The sequence below is a fragment of the Photobacterium sp. DNB22_13_2 genome (genome assembly GCF_052873915.1).
Window position 1 is genome coordinate 35,480 of the sequence record NZ_JBNNXU010000009.1, and the last position, 17,497, is coordinate 52,976.

7 protein-coding genes are annotated in these 17,497 nt (G+C 52.6%); 4 read left to right on the forward strand and 3 right to left on the reverse strand.

The window, feature by feature from the left end; genetic code table 11:
- Positions 1 to 6: 6 nt before the first annotated feature.
- From gltB (ACVA58_RS14550) to gltB (ACVA58_RS14560), 3 genes are all read right to left on the reverse strand, one after another.
- The gene (gene gltB / locus ACVA58_RS14550) at positions 7 to 4,470 is read right to left on the reverse strand and encodes a glutamate synthase large subunit (RefSeq protein ID WP_446511162.1); all 4,464 of its coding nucleotides are present in this window, start codon (positions 4,468 to 4,470) and stop codon (positions 7 to 9) included.
- A gap of 345 nt (positions 4,471 to 4,815) precedes the next feature.
- Positions 4,816 to 6,291: a glutamate synthase subunit beta gene (locus tag ACVA58_RS14555; protein WP_446511163.1), complete on the reverse strand. Its 1,476-nt coding sequence runs from the start codon at positions 6,289 to 6,291 to the stop codon at positions 4,816 to 4,818.
- On the reverse strand, positions 6,284 to 10,831 hold the full coding sequence (gltB, locus tag ACVA58_RS14560) for a glutamate synthase large subunit (RefSeq protein WP_446511164.1): 4,548 nt from the start codon (positions 10,829 to 10,831) through the stop codon (positions 6,284 to 6,286). The genes ACVA58_RS14555 and gltB (ACVA58_RS14560) overlap by 8 nt, the downstream gene beginning before the upstream one ends.
- A gap of 614 nt (positions 10,832 to 11,445) precedes the next feature.
- Here gltB (ACVA58_RS14560) and ACVA58_RS14565 point away from each other — a divergent pair.
- The 4 genes from ACVA58_RS14565 (at position 11,446) to ACVA58_RS14580 (ending at position 17,466) form a co-directional block, all read left to right on the forward strand.
- Positions 11,446 to 12,390, forward strand: coding sequence for a TIGR01212 family radical SAM protein (locus ACVA58_RS14565; protein WP_446511165.1), 945 nt, complete (start codon positions 11,446 to 11,448; stop codon positions 12,388 to 12,390).
- Between the two features lie 89 nt (positions 12,391 to 12,479).
- Entirely contained in the window at positions 12,480 to 14,399 is a 1,920-nt protein-coding gene (locus ACVA58_RS14570) for a diguanylate cyclase domain-containing protein (RefSeq protein ID WP_446511166.1), read from the forward strand.
- Between the two features lie 128 nt (positions 14,400 to 14,527).
- Complete coding sequence (gene arcB, locus ACVA58_RS14575) at positions 14,528 to 16,888, forward strand: aerobic respiration two-component sensor histidine kinase ArcB (protein ID WP_446511167.1); 2,361 nt, start codon at positions 14,528 to 14,530, stop codon at positions 16,886 to 16,888.
- A 2-nt stretch (positions 16,889 to 16,890) separates the two neighbouring features.
- On the forward strand, positions 16,891 to 17,466 hold the full coding sequence (locus ACVA58_RS14580; protein WP_446511168.1) for a hypothetical protein: 576 nt from the start codon (positions 16,891 to 16,893) through the stop codon (positions 17,464 to 17,466).
- Positions 17,467 to 17,497 lie beyond the last annotated feature (31 nt).

The following is a 17,497-nucleotide window of genomic DNA, read 5'->3' on the forward strand; positions in this document are numbered from 1 at the left end:
CCCTCCCTATTGTGCTTGTACGCGCAGCTCGGCGGCTGAGCGACTTTGGTGGCCGAGCAAGGTGTTGACATCGGCAGCCTTTGGTTTAGCCAGATAGAAGCGCGGGATCCATTGGTCGAATTCGGCCAATATTTCCTGTGCCCGATCTGAGCCGGTTAATTCGAGGTGTTGGTCAATCAGGCCGCGAAGGTGCTCCTGATGGATCTTTAGCTTGGACAGCGGCAAAGCCTCAACGAGTTCAGGGTTGACCCGCCCAGCGAAATCACCATCTTCATCTAGGATGTAGGCAAAGCCACCGGTCATCCCTGCCCCGAAGTTGACTCCGGTCTTGCCGAGAATCGCCACAATCCCTCCGGTCATATATTCACAGGCATTGTCGCCCGCCCCCTCAATGACCGCGATAGTACCTGAGTTACGGACTGCAAAACGCTCACCGGCTTTGCCGGCGGCAAATAACTTACCGCCAGTCGCGCCATACAGGCAGGTATTGCCGATGATGGTTGCGTGGTTAGATTTGAATGCCGAGCCAATAGGCGGGCGAATCACAATTTGCCCGCCGGTCATCCCTTTACCGACATAGTCGTTGGCATCACCAGTGAGGAACAGGTTAAGCCCGCCAGCATTCCATACGCCGAATGACTGGCCGGCAGTGCCGGTCAGGTGGAGGTTGATTGGTGTTGAAGCCATGCCCTGATTACCCCAGCGCTTGGCAATTTCCCCCGACAGTCTTGCTCCAACTGAGCGATCGGTGTTGCGAATATCCTCAAAAATATTGGCACCGCTGCGCGCTTCAATGGCCGGTAGTGCCTGTTCGATTAGGGTGATATTGAGCGGCGCATTGTCGAACGGGGTGTTTTTTTCGCTACAGTACAGGGTCTTGCCAGCCAGCGGTTCTGAGGTTGCCAATACCGGGGCGAGATCCAACTTGCTCTGCTTGGCGGTATAGCCGCCGATGACCTCGAGCAGCTCGGTGTGGCCAATCAGGTCGGTCAGCTTTTCGACGCCCAGTTCGGCAAGGAGTTCTCGGACTTCCTGACCCAGGCCGATGAAGTAATTCATCACCTGCTCGGGAAGTCCTTTGAAGAAATCACGGCGCAGGGTTTCATCCTGTGTCGCCACGCCGGTGGCACAGTTGTTGAGGTGGCAGATCCGCAGGTATTTACACCCTAGCGCCACCATGGGCGCGGTACCGAAGCCGAAGCTTTCAGCCCCGAGGATCGCGGCCTTGACGACATCTAATCCGGTTTTTAAACCGCCGTCCACCTGCAGGCGGATCTTGTGGCGTAGGCCATTGGCAACCAAGGCCTGCTGGGTTTCAGCCAATCCTAGCTCCCACGGGCTACCGGCATATTTGACTGAGGTCAGTGGGCTGGCACCGGTACCGCCATCGTAACCGGAAATGGTAATAAGATCGGCGTAGGCTTTGGCGACCCCGGTGGCAATGGTGCCGACACCAGGCTCAGAGACAAGCTTGACCGAGACCATGGCGGTAGGGTTGACCTGCTTGAGATCGAAGATCAGCTGAGCCAGATCTTCAATTGAGTAAATATCATGGTGGGGCGGTGGCGAGATCAGGGTGACGCCTGGTACCGCATAGCGGAGCTTAGCTATTTCCGTGGTGACCTTGTGGCCCGGAAGCTGTCCCCCTTCACCTGGCTTGGCCCCCTGTGCCACTTTGATCTGGATGACATCAGCATTCACCAGATAGTGCGGGGTAACGCCAAAACGACCTGACGCCACCTGTTTGATTCGGGAATTTCGTTCGCTGTTGAAACGACGCGGATCCTCACCGCCTTCACCTGAGTTGGAGCTGCCCCCCAAGCGGTTCATCGCAATGGCCAGCGCTTCGTGTGCCTCGGGACTCAGTGCGCCGATGGACATGGCGGCAGAGTCAAATCGCTGGTACAGCGCAGATGCTTGTTCGACTTTATCGATGGCGATAGGGACTTGGCCAGATTTGAGCTTGAGCAAGTCACGGATAGCGGCTATGGGCCGTTCATTTACTTGCTTGGCAAAGGCTTGGTAGTCAGCATACTCACCGGATTTGACGGCGTGTTGCAAGGTACCAATAACATCGGGGTTGTAGGCATGGAATTCGCCACCGTGGACGTATTTCAGCAAACCACCATGCTCGATAGGTTTGCGCTTGAGCCAAGCTCGGCGGGAAAGGTTGAACAAATCTTGCTGGAAGTCGGCAAACCCTGCGCCTTGGATCCGGCTTGACACACCGCGGAAACAGAGTTCGACAATGTCATCATCAAGACCAACGGCCTCGAACAGCATGGCGCAGCGGTAGGAGGCAATCGTCGAGATCCCCATCTTGGACATGATTTTGTACAAGCCCTTGTTGATGCCGTTGCGGAAGTTGAGCATAACATCGCGATATGGCTTGGTAATGGCATTACTATCAACCAATTGGCCAAGGGTTTCATAGGCAAGGTATGGGTACACCGCGGTGGCCCCGAAGCCAAGTAACACAGCAAATTGGTGTGGATCGCGCGCAGTGGCGGTTTCGACAACAATGTTGGCATCACAGCGCAGCTGCTGGGTGACCAGCCGGTTTTGGACCGCACCTACCGCCATCGCAGCCGGTATGGGGAGCTTGCCGGCATTGATGCCGCGGTCTGACAGGACAATGAGTACCGTACCGCTGCGGACCAAGCGTTCAGCCTGATCGCAGATATCAATGATTGCCTGCTTGAGATCTTTCTCGTCGGGGGTGAAGTTGATGTCGATAATACTGTTGCGGTAGTGCTGGTTGTCGAGCTCCAGCAGTTGCACTAAGTCGGAATAGAGCAGTACCGGCGAACTAAAGGAGACCCGGTAGGCGTGGCTATCGGTTTCGCAGAAGACATTAATTTCACGGCCGATACAGGTTGCCAGTGACATCACATGCTTTTCTCGCAACGGGTCAATCGGTGGATTGGTGACCTGAGCAAACATCTGGCGGAAGTAATCGGTAACAGCCCGTTCGCGCGATGACAGCACCGCCATCGGTGCATCATCACCCATTGAGCCGGTGGCCTCCTGCCCGTTTTCACCGATCACCCGCAACACCTGATCGATTTCCTCGCGGTTCATGGCAAATTGCTTTTGGCTGGTGCCGAGTTCGGTATCGTCGAACGAGCGGCTACCGACTTGTTCGTCGCCTAATTCTTCGAAAGGAATTAGGCGTTTAACATGGCTATCCATCCACTCTTTGTAAGGGTGGCGCCCCATCAGGTCGTTATCAATGTCGGCAGAATGCCAGATCTTGCCAAACTTGGTATCGATCACCAGTAACTCACCAGGGCCTACTCGGCCCTTTTCGGCCACTTCGTCGGGGGCATAGTCCCAGATCCCGACCTCAGATGCGAGGGTGATCAACTTGTCCTTGGTGATGATGTACCTCGCCGGACGCAGGCCATTACGGTCGAGATTACAGGCCGCATAGCGACCGTCGGACATCACGATACCGGCTGGACCATCCCATGGCTCCATGTGCATGGAGTTAAAGTCATAAAAAGCCCGCAACTCGGGATCCATATCTGGGTGGTTCTGCCAAGCAGGCGGGACTAGCATCCGCATCGCGCGGAACAGATCCATGCCGCCGGACAGGAACAGCTCCAGCATGTTATCAAGGCTCGAGGAGTCCGATCCGGTTTCATTGACAAAGGGGGCTGCGTTTTGCAGATCCGGCAATAACGGGGAGGCGAATTTGTAGGCGCGCGCCCGGGCCCATTGGCGGTTACCGGCAATGGTATTGATTTCACCGTTATGGGCCAGATAGCGGAACGGCTGTGCCAACGGCCAGCGCGGCTGGGTATTGGTAGAAAAACGCTGGTGGAATAAACAGATTGATGATTCTAGCCTGATATCCCCGAGATCTTGGTAGAAACGGGGTAGGTCAGCAGGCATACAAAGCCCTTTATAGACAGTTACCTGAGTCGACAAACTACAGATATAAAAGTCGGGGTCGGCGGTGATGCGTTTTTCGATCCGGCGCCGGGCAATGTAAAGCCGACGGTCGATATCGCGTGGCTTCCAGCCTGCAGGGGCATTGATGAACACCTGCTCGATATTGGGGAGAGTTTCAGTTGCTATAGGGCCCAGCACCTGTGGGTTGATGGGGACTTGTCGCCAGCCAACCAGTGACAAGGTTTCCTTGGCGAGTTCTTCGCTGATAATGGTTCGAGCCTGTTCGGCAAGAACCGGATCCTGACTGAGAAACAGCATGCCGATGGCAAATTCACGCGACAGTTTCCAACCCTGGTCTTCGGCAACAATACGATAAAAGCTTTCGGGCTTTTTCATCAGCAGCCCACAACCATCACCGGTTTTGCCATCGGCGGCAATCCCACCACGGTGGGTCATACGGTCAAGAGCAGAAATAGCGGTGCGGACAAGCTTGTGGCTGGTTTCTCCTTCGATGTGGGCAATTAACCCAAAACCACAGTTATCTTTATCCAGCATGGGGTTATACAGTGTCATTGCAACTCTCCCTAGCATCTGCCTGAATAAGCAGAAATACTGCATTTTTTGACGGTCTTCCTGACCATCGATGACAACCTTTGCGCGCACCACTGGTGGTTTCTTTTGATTATCGGGGGGGCTGCAAAGGCACCTTTTGCTTCCAGCGACCTTTCAAGTTAACGACTATTTACAGAAAGGTCAAACTATAAACATTAAGTTAACATTGTGAGCGGGCACCGATATTGCGGGGAAATTAGGGCTGGTTACAGTGAATAATTATGGTGGGGGGATTATCTAGGGAATAAAAAACCGGCCACTTGGGCCGGTTTGGATTACGTTTTCTGAAAATAGCTCGCGTTAGTCCTAAGAGGCATCCGACAGCATTAGGGAATCAGCCTTGGCTTCAAGGTTACTGTTACCCATTAGGTAGGCATCAATCTCTCGGGCAGACTCGCGGCCTTCGTTGATACAACGAACAACCAGTGACTGGCCAGTACGCATATCTCCGGCAGCAAATATGCCTTTTTGGCTCGTCGCAAACCCTTGTGTTGCAACATTACCACGCTTATCGAGTTTGATATCCAGTTGAGCCAGCACACCATTCGGCTCAGGATGCAGGAAGCCCATTGCCAAAAATGCCAGATCACAAGGGATAATACGCTCAGAGCCGGCAACTTCAGTAAAGCCCGGGCGCTCGCCCGGTTTAGCTTCTTCCCACTGGATATCGGCAATACGCAACGCTTTCACGTTGCCAGCATCATCGCCGATGAATTCCTTGGTCAGGATATTCCAGTGACGCTCACACCCTTCCTCGTGAGAGGTAGAGGTTTTCATGATCATCGGGTAAGAAGGCCATGGCTGGTTAGCCGGTCGCTTCTCTGGTGGGATCGGCATGATTTCGACTTGGGTAATGCTTGATGCCCCGTGACGGTTAGAGGTACCGACACAGTCAGAGCCAGTATCACCACCACCGATCACGACTACATGTTTGCTGTTGGCATGGATTTCTTCCGTTTTCAGATCCATGTCGTTGGCACGGCGGTTATTTTGGGCCAGAAACTCCATTGCAAAGTGTACGCCTTTGAGCTCACGGCCTGGAATAGGCAGGTTGCGCGGCACGGTTGAGCCACCTGTTAGCAGTATGACATCAAACTCCTGACGTAGTTGCTGGGCGTTTATGTCTACACCGATATGGGCGTTGACTTCAAACTTGATCCCGGCATCGGCCATCAGGCCAATCTTGCGATCTATTATGTCCATACCCAGCTTGAAATCAGGGATCCCGAAGCGCAACAGACCCCCGACTTTTTCATCGCGTTCGAACACAGTGACGCAGTGACCGGCGCTGTTAAGCTGCTCCGCCGCGGCAAGGCCGGCAGGGCCAGAGCCGATAATCGCAACGGTTTTGCCGGTACGGGAGCGTGGTGTCTTGGGTTTGGCGTATCCTTCGCGGTACGCCGTTTCGACAATGGTCTTCTCGATATTACAAATTGTGATTGGGTCTTGGTTGATACCCAGTACACAGCCACTTTCACAAGGGGCTGGGCACACACGACCCGTAAATTCCGGGAAGTTATTGGTCGAACTCAAGATATTCCACGCTTCTTCCCAGCTGTCACGGTAAACCGCGTCATTGAACTCCGGAATGATGTTACCGATCGGGCAGGAGTTGTGGCAAAACGGAACGCCACAATCCATACAGCGTGAAGCCTGCGTATTGATCTTGTCGCCGAACTCCTCGTTGAGAACAAACTCCTTGTTGTCCTCTATGCGGACGCTCGGATCCAGCTTCTTTGGCAGCTCGCGGCCAAACTCTAAAAATCCTGTAGGCTTACCCATTGATGGCCTCCAACTCTTCCTTGTTTAGTGCTTCTTCCTTACGCTTCTGTAGCACTGCCTTGTAGTCCCTCGGCATGACTTTCACCATCTTCTCGAGATTGGCCTCGAAGTTAGACAGGAAGGTTTCTGCCACAGTACTACCGGTTAGTTCAGCGTGCTTGGTGAGCATGTCGAACAATAGCTCTTTGTCTTCTTGCTCAAGCGGGTCGAGATCAACCAGCTCTGGGTTGAGCTTGGTGTCGAAGTCTTCGAATTGATCCCAGACATACGCCACGCCACCACTCATACCTGCAGCGAAGTTACGTCCGGTCTGGCCGAGGATAACGGCAACACCACCGGTCATGTATTCACAACCATGGTCACCCACGCCCTCAACTACAACTCGAGCACCTGAGTTACGTACACAGAAGCGCTCACCAGCCATCCCGCGGATGTAAGACTCGCCCGAGGTCGCGCCGTAGAAACAGACGTTACCCACCACGATGTTGTCTTCCGGGATGATGTCAGAGTTGGCATCCGGGTAAAGTACCAGCGTACCGCCCGACAGGCCCTTGCCCCAGTAGTCGTTGGCATCGCCTTCGACCTCAAACTTGACGTTTTTGGCCAAGAAGGCACCGAAGCTCTGGCCAGCTGAACCGTTGAACTTGACGTTCATCGGCTGCGGTAGGCCTTTATCTTTGTAAATCTTGGAGATTTCGTTCGACAGCATGGTACCGGCACTGCGGTCGGTATTTATGATGTCAAATTTGGCATCCACTTGCTTGCCTTCATACAAGGCAGGCGCTGCTGCTTCAATCAGCTTGCGATCGAGGACCGCTTCCAGGTTGTGGTTCTGCTCACGCTGGTTGTATACGCCGTCTTCGTTACGGGCTGGTTCGACAAACAGTACCGGACTCAGGTCCAGGTTCTGGTACTTCCAGTGGCCGATGTTTTCACGGATCTTCAGCTTGTTTGACTGGCCCACCATCTCTTCGATAGTCCGGAAGCCAAGCTCTGCCATGATTTCACGCAGACCTTGTGCCATGTACTGGAAGAAGGTGACGACATCTTCAACACGGCCATCGAAACGCTCGCGCAAGGTCTTGTTCTGAGTAGCGATACCTACTGGGCAGGTGTTCTTGTGACACTTACGCATCATGATACAACCTTCAACCACGAGGGCTGCGGTTGCGACACCCCATTCCTCGGCCCCCAACAGGGTTGCGACGGCAAGGTCACGCGGTGTCTTCATCTGGCCATCGGTTTGGACCACGATACGGTTACGTAGGCCGTTCTTCAGTAGGGTCTGGTGGGTTTCAGCCAAGCCAAGCTCCCATGGTAGACCGGTATGGCGAATCGATGACATCGGTGATGCACCGGTACCGCCATCGAAGCCAGCAATTAGCACGACATCTGCTTTCGCTTTGGCAACACCTGAGGCAATCGTACCGACACCGGCTTCCGATACCAGTTTGACGTTGACTCGGCCGGCACGGTTGGCGTTTTTCAGATCATAGATCAGCTGCGCCAAATCCTCGATAGAGTAGATATCGTGGTGTGGCGGAGGTGAAATCAAACCGACGCCCGGTGTTGAGTGACGGGTTGCCCCGATCCAGTCATCCACCTTGTCACCTGGTAACTGACCGCCTTCACCCGGCTTGGCACCTTGTGCCATCTTGATCTGAATTTCGTCAGAGTTGGTCAGGTAGTACGAGGTCACACCGAAGCGGCCAGACGCTACCTGTTTGATGGCCGAACGCTCCCAGTCACCGTTGTCTTTCTTCTCGAAACGAGCAGGATCTTCACCGCCTTCGCCCGAGTTCGACTTGGCACCGATACGGTTCATTGCCACTGCAAGGGTCGAGTGCGCTTCGTAAGATATTGAGCCAAAGCTCATGGCACCGGTTGCAAATCGCTTGAGGATGCTTTCGATTGGCTCTACGTCTTCCAGCGGAATGGAGCCGGCTGGATTTTTGATAAATTCAAGTTGGCTACGCAACGTAGCGGCATCGTCGCCCTGGGCGTCGACGGCATTGGCGTACTCTTTGAACTGGGTAAAGTCCTTGTTGCGGGTCGATTGCTGCAGCAAAGAAATGGTTTCTGGGTTGAACAGGTGTTTTTCACCACGCTGTTTCCACTGGTAGACACCACCGACATCCAGCATCTGGATTGGCACTTCGCGTGTTGGGTAGCCCAGACGGTGACGAATTAAGACTTCCTTGGCGATGTCATCAATGGTCAGTCCCTGGATACGGGAAACCGTGCCGGTGAAGTATTTGTCTACCACAGATTTGCTGATCCCCAGCGCTTCGAAGATTTGCGCGCCATGGTAGGACTGCAGGGTTGAGATCCCCATTTTGGAGAAGATCTTTAACAGGCCACCATTCACCCCTTTGCGGTAGTTGTTGAACAACTCTTCGGTGGGTACTTCCGGATCCAGCTTACGCTTACGCTGCAGATCAACAATGGTTTCAGTCACCAGGTACGGGTTCACGGCGTTGGCGCCATAGCCGACCAGTGTGGCAAAGTGGTGGGTTTCGCGGGCATCGCCGGTTTCAACCACGATGTCACACTTGGCACGCAGGCCTTTGCGGATCAGGTGGTGGTGAACGGCGCCGACAGCCAGCATGGCAGGGATAGCGGCGTGGTTTGAGTTGACGGCACGGTCGGTCAGGATGATGACCGAGTAACCGTCAATCACTGCGTCTTCCGAATACTGGCAGATACGTTTCAGTGCGCGTTCCAGTTTGCCTTCCTCACCGCTGGCTCGGAATACGATATCCAGCGTTTTGGCCTGCAGGTACTCGTTATCGATAGCACGTAGCTTTTCAAGCTCGGCATTGCTCAGTACCGGCGATTCAATTTCAACCTTCTGGCAGTGCTCAGGGGTTTCGGTCAGCAGGTTGTGATCTTTACCCAGATAGGTGTTGAGGGACATCACCATGCGCTCGCGGATCGGGTCGATTGGCGGGTTGGTGACCTGGGCAAATAACTGCTTGAAGTAGTTCGACAGGTGCTGTGACTGGTGTGATAGCACGGCCAGCGGCCAGTCGGCACCCATGGCGCTGAGTGGCTCGTAGCCAGTTTTAGCCAGCGGCACGATGATTTCGTTGACTTCCTCCGAGCTCATACCGAAGGCTTGCTGGTGGTGCAGCAGGCGTTCAGGCGTTGGCTGGTGGTGCATGTTGTCAGCTTCTGGCAGGCTCTTCAGTGTCAGCAGGTTGTCTTTGACCCATTGCTCATAAGGCTGGGCAGAAGCGATGGTGTCTTTGACCTCTTCGTCAGAGATAATGCGACCTTGTTCTAGGTCGGCAACGAAGATACGGCCCGGCTGCAGGCGGCCACGGAACTGAACGTTTTCTGGCTCGATTTCAACCACGCCAGATTCTGATGCCATCACCAGGAAGTCATCTTTGGTCACGGTATAGCGCGATGGACGTAGGCCATTACGGTCAAGGGTTGCACCAACCTGAACACCATCGGTGAAACAAACAGACGCAGGGCCATCCCAAGGTTCCATGACATTGGCATGGTACTGGTAGAAGGCGCGACGCTTCGGATCCATATTCTTGTTTTCTTGCCACGCTTCCGGGATTAGCATCATCAGCGCGTGTGGTAGGCTTCGGCCTGATAGCACAAGCAGTTCCAACGCCATATCGAAGTTGGATGAATCCGAGCTGCCTTCCTGACAGATAGGCAGCAACATGTCGATTTCTTGCTGGCTGAATAGCTCTGACTCCAAAATGGCTTCACGGGCTTTCATCCAGTTAAGGTTACCGCGCACGGTGTTGATCTCACCGTTATGGGCGATGTAACGGAAAGGCTGGGCCAGACGCCATCTTGGGAAGGTATTGGTCGAAAAGCGAGAGTGTACCAGTGCCAGTGCGGTGACCATCGACGGGTTCTGTAGATCAAGGAAGTACTGAGGTACCTGCTCGGTCGTAAGCTGACCCTTATACACCAATGTCTTGTATGACAGGGAGTTGATGTAGAAGTCGTCACCGATGTTGGAGATGCTCTCTAGGCAGACGCGAACTGTGTAGTTACGCAATACGTAAAGCTTGCGCTCGAGCACTGCCGGTTCCATGCTGGCACCGCCGGTAATAAAAACATGTTCAAACTGGGGTTCAGTACTTAGCGGATCCTCGCCAATCATTGAATTATCAACGGGCAGCACACGATAACCAACCACTTCTAGGTCAAGTCGTTTGGCGTTACGCTCCAAGATGTCACGGCATTGCTGGCGTTTGTACTCATCTTTGGGAAACAGCACCACACCCACGCCATACTGCTCGAATGATGGCAGACGGATCCCTTGCTTGACGGTTTCTTCAAGCAGGAATTCATGGGGTTTTTGCAGCAATATACCGGCACCGTCACCACTGCTCGGGTCACAGCCTTGACCGCCTCGGTGTTCCATCCGAGCTAGCATATCAAGGGCTTGGGTGACAATTTCGTGGGACTTACGGTTCTTTAGGTGGGCCACAAAGCCGATACCACAGGCATCGTGCTCCATTTCAGGCACATAAAGTCCCTGAGCATTCAGCTCTTGATCTGTCATAGATACTTCCTTCCAGTTTCAACAGGCACCAATCCAGGCACCTGAGTTATCCCTAATTTTGGTTATACATCCTTCTGGCTCATGTGGACTCCTGTCCGGCCGTTGAGGATGGGTTTGCTGTGGGATGATGTAGTCAATCAATAGCAAACTTCATTCTGTAGCACTCATGCTCTGGTATGCAAAAGCGCTGCAGTTTTGAGGGGGAGCAACATAAACCACTAAATATTTGCAGAGTTTAGTTACTTTTATTGTTCATAAATTGCACACAGCTGTAACTATCCTACAATTTTGATTGATTAATTACCAACAAAAATTATCCATTGTCAGTAACATATCAGCATCACTATGAATTAATTGCTTAATTGGATGCGTATCTATTCGAAAACTGCGCCATATGTGCATAGTGAAACTGTTTATCCCTGTTTTTTGTATTGGTACTTGATCTAGCGTTAGACCAAAGTATTACAGAGTGATGTTGTTGCTAATTTTCATTCTTTTTTTCAGCCCATACGTGGTGAAAAAAACGCCTTTATTGTTCTCGCACAACTTTTGACAAAACCAATGGTGCTAACCTGTGCCGCTTTTTTCGACCCCTTGAATGACTAGGTGACAAGATGCAGCTGCATGAGCTCGTGAACACATTAGGCCAAGACCTACAGCGTCGCTACGGAGAAAAGGTGCATAAACTGACCTTGCATGGTGGCTTCAGCTGCCCGAACCGTGATGGTACTATTGGCCGTGGCGGTTGCACTTTTTGTAATGTCGCCTCTTTTGCCGATGAGCAGGCGCAGCACAAACCGATCAGCGAGCAGTTGTCTCAGCGCGCAGGCGAAGTCGATCGTGCCAAGCGCTATCTTGCCTATTTCCAAGCTTACACCAGCACCTACGCAGAGGTGCAGACATTAAAAGCCATGTATGAAGAAGCCTTGGAAGCAGCTGACATAGTTGGATTGTGTGTCGGTACTCGACCTGACTGTGTGCCTGATGAAGTGCTCGAGTTACTGGCGGGTTACCGTGAACAAGGGTACGAGATCTGGCTGGAGTTGGGTTTACAGACCGCCAACGACAAAACTCTCAAGCGGATTAACCGAGGTCATGACTTTGCGTGCTACGAGACCATTACCAAGCGGGCGCGGGCATTGGGGCTGAAAGTCTGTGCCCATTTGATTGTTGGTTTGCCGGGGGATACCCGCGAGGATAACCTCGATACTGTTCGTAAGGTGGTTGGTGCCGGCGTTGATGGTATTAAGCTGCACCCACTGCATATTGTTGAGGGGAGCATCATGGGACTGTCGTGGAAAGCCGGTCGACTGGCCGAACTGAGCCTTGAGGATTACACCGAAATTTCGGCGGAAATGATCCGCCTGACCCCGCCTGAGGTGGTTTATCACCGAGTCTCAGCCAGTGCCCGTAAGCCAACTTTACTTGCCCCCGAGTGGTGTGAAAACCGTTGGTTGGCGATGACAGAGATCGGCCGTAATTTGGATCTGCATGGTGGCCAGGGCACTGCGTTGGGTCAGCCATTTGAATATACGCCGCCGGTGCGTCAAACAAGCTAAAACCTGGAGCTAGACAACTGGGCTGACATAGCGATTGAAGCGGTAAGTGTGTTAGATTACGAGTAAAATGACGTTAATAACGAAAATCAATGCATACTTCCTGTCAGGAACGCTCTGTTAGTCCTTTGCCGCTTACATTGTTAATCCTACTGACCCGCTGCGGGGGACGCCGGCTGCGGGGGGTTATCGGCCGCCTGGCCCTCTTGGGTTCGGCGGTTATTGCGCCAGCCACCTATGCTTCATCCTTTCCCCATTGGCTTCAGGCCGATAACTCGGCCTTATTATTTTCATTATTGATTCTCGTGCTGGTTATCGGCGGCGGCTTGCTGGCTTTGCTGCTGCATCATCTTGAAGCTGGCTCTTTTCGTCGTCTGCATGGCCAGTTGACCTTCATGCCTATTGCCGTCGCTGTGGTTCGCAAGAAAGACGGCCATCTGGTTTATGGCAACAAGCCCTGCCGCCAGTTACTCGGGGTCCGTAAGCTCAACGATCGTTACCTTTATCCTGATGGGCTCAATGGCCAGATACTGTGCGATTTCCTCCGTCCCTTTGCCGGCCTAAAAAGTTTCAAGGACGTGAATGAGGCCTTGCCACAGAGCAATGGCAAGCGGATCCCTTTGTTGATTTCGGGGTTGTCGATCCGCTGCCAATGGCAGTCATGTTGGTTGTTGTTTATCGATTCGCCCCGTACTTGCCATGGCGAGCAAGTAAAGCTGGAGAACGAACAACGGATCTTCCAGCAGGTACTTAACTCTCTGTCTGAGCTGGTGTATTTCAAAGATAAATCAGGCGAACTGATTGGCACCAATAAGGCGTTTGACCGTTTTTGGCGCGGACGTGTAGATGAAGGGATTGCCGAAGAGTTAGGGATCGGCTCGCTCGGTAACAGCGCTGCCCATACCTGGACTACTGCGCCGGATGGGTCGAGCCGACTGTTGGAGACCAATTGCAATTTATTGCTAGGTGATAGCGGGGAGGCCATTGGTACCCTCAGTATTAGCCACGATGTGACCGATTGGCATGAGATGCAGGAAGTACTGAAAAGTGAGATTGAAAAACGGGAAGTGACAGAGCAGGAGTTGGCCCAGCGCAATACGTTGCTTGATACCATCCTCAGTGCCAGCCGGGATCCTATCGCCTTATATAATGAACACGGGGTGTATGTCGGCTGTAATGAACCGTTTGCCCGTTCGCTTGGCTATACCCAACAATCCTTGCTGGGGAAATCTTCTGCTGATGTATTGGAGGCTGATAAGCTGGAACTGTTCCGCCAGACAGATCAGCAGGTGGTCCAGCAGGGGATCAGCGTTAAAACCGATGATTACGTTATTCTCGAGGATGGAACGCCAATTTGGTACGAGGTGCTCAAGTCACCCTACCGGGATCCGACCGATGGTACCACCGGTGTGCTAATGATGGCGCGGGACGTGACCGAGCGCAAAATGGCCGAGCAGCAACTGGCTGATGCCATTATGGAACTGCAGGAGCTCAGTTTTGTCGATAGCTTGACCAAGGTCGCCAACCGCCGTAGTTTCGATGAGCAGCTGCGTAAAATGTGGTATAGCCATATCCGCGAAAAGAATCCGTTGACACTGATCTTGTGTGACATTGATTACTTTAAGGCCTTTAACGATAACTACGGCCATCAGCAGGGGGACTTTGCTCTTCGCGAGGTGGCCAAGGTGCTGCGTAGTGTGGTTAAACGCGAGACCGATGAGGTCGCCCGTTACGGTGGCGAGGAGTTTGCGTTTCTGTTGCCCAACACCAGCTTGGATGGCGGAGAGGTCGTTGCGACGGCAATTCATCAGGCGCTGGCCGAAAAGGGGCTGACCCACCGCTATTCTGATATTGCAACTACGCTGACGGTGAGCCTGGGTGTGGCGACGCTGACCCCTCAACCCAGTCAGGATTATGGGAAGCTGGTGGAATTGGCTGATGTGGCGTTATATAAAGCCAAAGCCGCAGGGCGGAACTGTACCATGACGATGTCTGAAAAAGAGGCTGGCTAGCCCATAGCGGCTCTTGGTATCACCGAGCAATCAAAGTGTGAAGAATGGCAGGCGAATGGGAAATGCCTGCTTGGGTTCTCGGTCGCTCGCCCTTATGATGGGAGAGCGGCAGTGATTAGGAAGCAATAATGAAACAAATCAAAGTACTGGCACAATATTACGTCGATCTGCTAGTCAAACTCGGACTGGTAAGGTTTAGTTTGTTACTGGCATTGGCCCTCGTCGCCCTTGCTGTTGTGGTGCAGATAGGCGTCACCTTAGTATTGCAGGGGGAAGTGCTAGATATTGATATTGTCCGCTCAGTCTTCTTCGGCTTGCTGATCACCCCTTGGGCAGTCTATTTTCTCTCGGTGGTGGTGGATCAGCTCGAAGAGTCCCGTCAGCGTTTGTCAAAGTTGGTCACCAAGCTTGAAGAAATGCGCTCACGAGATATGCAGCTCAACAAGCAGCTGCAGGATAATATTAGCCAGCTGAACCAAGAAATCGAAGATCGGGAAAAAGCCGAAGAGGCCCGGCAGGAAGCGATGCAGGATCTGGAAAATGAGGTCTACCAACGCGAAAATGCTCAGCTAGAGCTGGCTGAACAAAGCGCCTTGCTCAAATCTTTTCTCGATGCCTCGCCGGATCTAATTTATTACCGCAATGAAAAGGGCCAGTTCTCAGGTTGTAATCGGGCGATGGAAGAGCTGACTAACCGGACCGAGAAGCAACTGGTTGGCCTTACCCCTAGAGATGTTTATAGCGAAGAGGTCGCCAGCAAAATATCCGAGACCGATCAGCAGGTATTCCAGAACAATGTCTCACTGACCTATGAGCAGTGGCTGGAGTACCCTGATGGTCACAAGGCAATCTTTGAACTTCGCAAGGTGCCTTTCTATAGTCGTGATGGACGACGCTTGGGCTTGATGGGCTTTGGCCGTGATATTACCGAGCGTAAGCAATACCAAGATGCTCAGGAAAAAGCGAGTCGAGATAAGACTGCATTTATTTCGACCATCAGCCATGAATTACGCACGCCGCTTAACGGCATTGTTGGCCTGAGCCGGATGTTGCTGGAGACCAAGCTCGACCAAGAGCAGAGTGACTACATGCGCACTATTCATGTCAGCGCGATCACCTTGGGTAATATATTCAACGATATCATTGATATGGATAAATCAGATCGCCGTCGCCTTGAGTTGATGCCCAAGCCGCTGGATTTCCATGACTTTGTCGCCGAGATGGAGCATATCTCGGCCTTGATGGCGAGCCAAAAAGGCTTGCGCTTTGATCTAGAAAGGCTGTCAGAATTGCCGGAATGTATCGAAGTTGACGGTACCCGTTTGCGTCAGGTGCTGTGGAATCTGATCAGCAACGCGACCAAGTTCACCAAGGAAGGCGGCGTGGTGATGTCGGTTAGTAGTGAAGTCGATAATCAGCAAGCTCATATTACCTTCGAGGTGGAAGATAGCGGGATAGGGATCCCGGCGGCGGAGCTCGATAAGATTTTTGCCATGTACTATCAAGTGAAAGACGAAGACGATAATCTGCACGCAGTCGGTACCGGAATTGGTCTGTCGGTTTCGCGCCAACTGGTACAGATGATGGGCGGAGATATTACGGCCAACTCTGAAGTCGGTGAGGGCAGTACGTTTACTGTGACGATTACTGTCCCACTGGTAGAGCAGGCGGTTGAAGAGGAAGCCCTGCCTGTCGCTCCGCAGATCAGCCTCAATATCTTTATGGTTGAGGATATCGAGCTCAACATTACCGTTGCCAAGGCGTTGCTGGAAAGCTTGGGTCATGAAGTGACGGTAGCGATGCGTGGTGATGAGGCGCTATCGATGTTTGATCCTGAAGCCTATGATTTGGTGCTACTTGATATTCAGCTGCCGGATATGACAGGCTTTGATGTAGCAGCCAAACTGCGCGAGCGGTTTGATTATCTACCAGCATTGGTGGCACTGACCGCTAATGTGATTAAAGATAAGAGTGAATATCTGGCCAAAGGTATGGATGATGCACTTAGCAAGCCGCTGAGCGTCAAGGCTATTACGGAAGTGATCCAGCGTTTGGTACTGACTTGCCCACTGGATGAGGAAGAAGGAGAAGAGCTGGTGATAGAGAATAAAAACTCGCAGGTAGTCAGCGATGAGATGGTCAACACCTTGTTGGATTTGGAAATGCTGACGTCCTATGTGGAAATTGTCGGTACTAAGCCGGTGTATGACAGCATCGCGATGTTTGAGGATAAAATGCCGGAATACATTGCGATCCTCGATTCTAACATGACGGCCAAGGATCAGGACGGTATCAAGTTCGAAGCACACAAGATAAAAGGTGCGGCAGGCTCTATTGGTCTCAAGCATATCCAGCAGGTCGCCCAGAAGGCCCAGTCCCCTGAACTGCCAGCCTGGTGGGAGAATATCAATGATTGGGTCGATGAAATTAAAGATGGCTACCACAATGATCTTAAGGTGCTCAAAGACTGGCTAGCCCAGCAGGAGTAAGCATGATGGGAACTGATGCAAAAACATTGCTGTTAGCTGCGGGGATTCTTTTCGTTGCTGGATGCGGTGACATGACAAAAGACAAAGAGGCGGAAGGTCAGCAGCCAGCTGCTGCCGAGGAACAAGCCGAGCAGGTAGAATCTCAAGTTGAAGATGTCCCGGCTGCCCTTCCGGCAGAAGTGGATATCTGGCAGTCACCGCAAGAGTTGGTATTGTCAGATGCGACTGTTTATCTGGGCAGTGAATTGTGGCTCAACAGTATGCCGGTGATTGGTGACGACGGTAGTCAACCTGCCAATAAGCTCCATGCTTCCATTCGTTTGCTGACGCGGGACATGAAGCCATTGCCGCAAGGGGTGGAAATATTGCAGGTGATGGTGGCACAGGAAGATCAGCAATGGTTGGGGCAAGAGAATCTCGATGTCCGCTCGGAAGGCGAGATGAGCCTTGAAGTGAGCTTGCGCGGGGGGCCTGAATGGTTACCGGGCAGTAAGGCCGATATTGCGGTAACGGTGCTCTATCAAGGCCAAGAACAGGTATTGATCCAGCGCGATGTTTTGGTCAGTCAAGTGTTCTGATTTGGCTATTGGTAGCCAAAATCATCCGTTT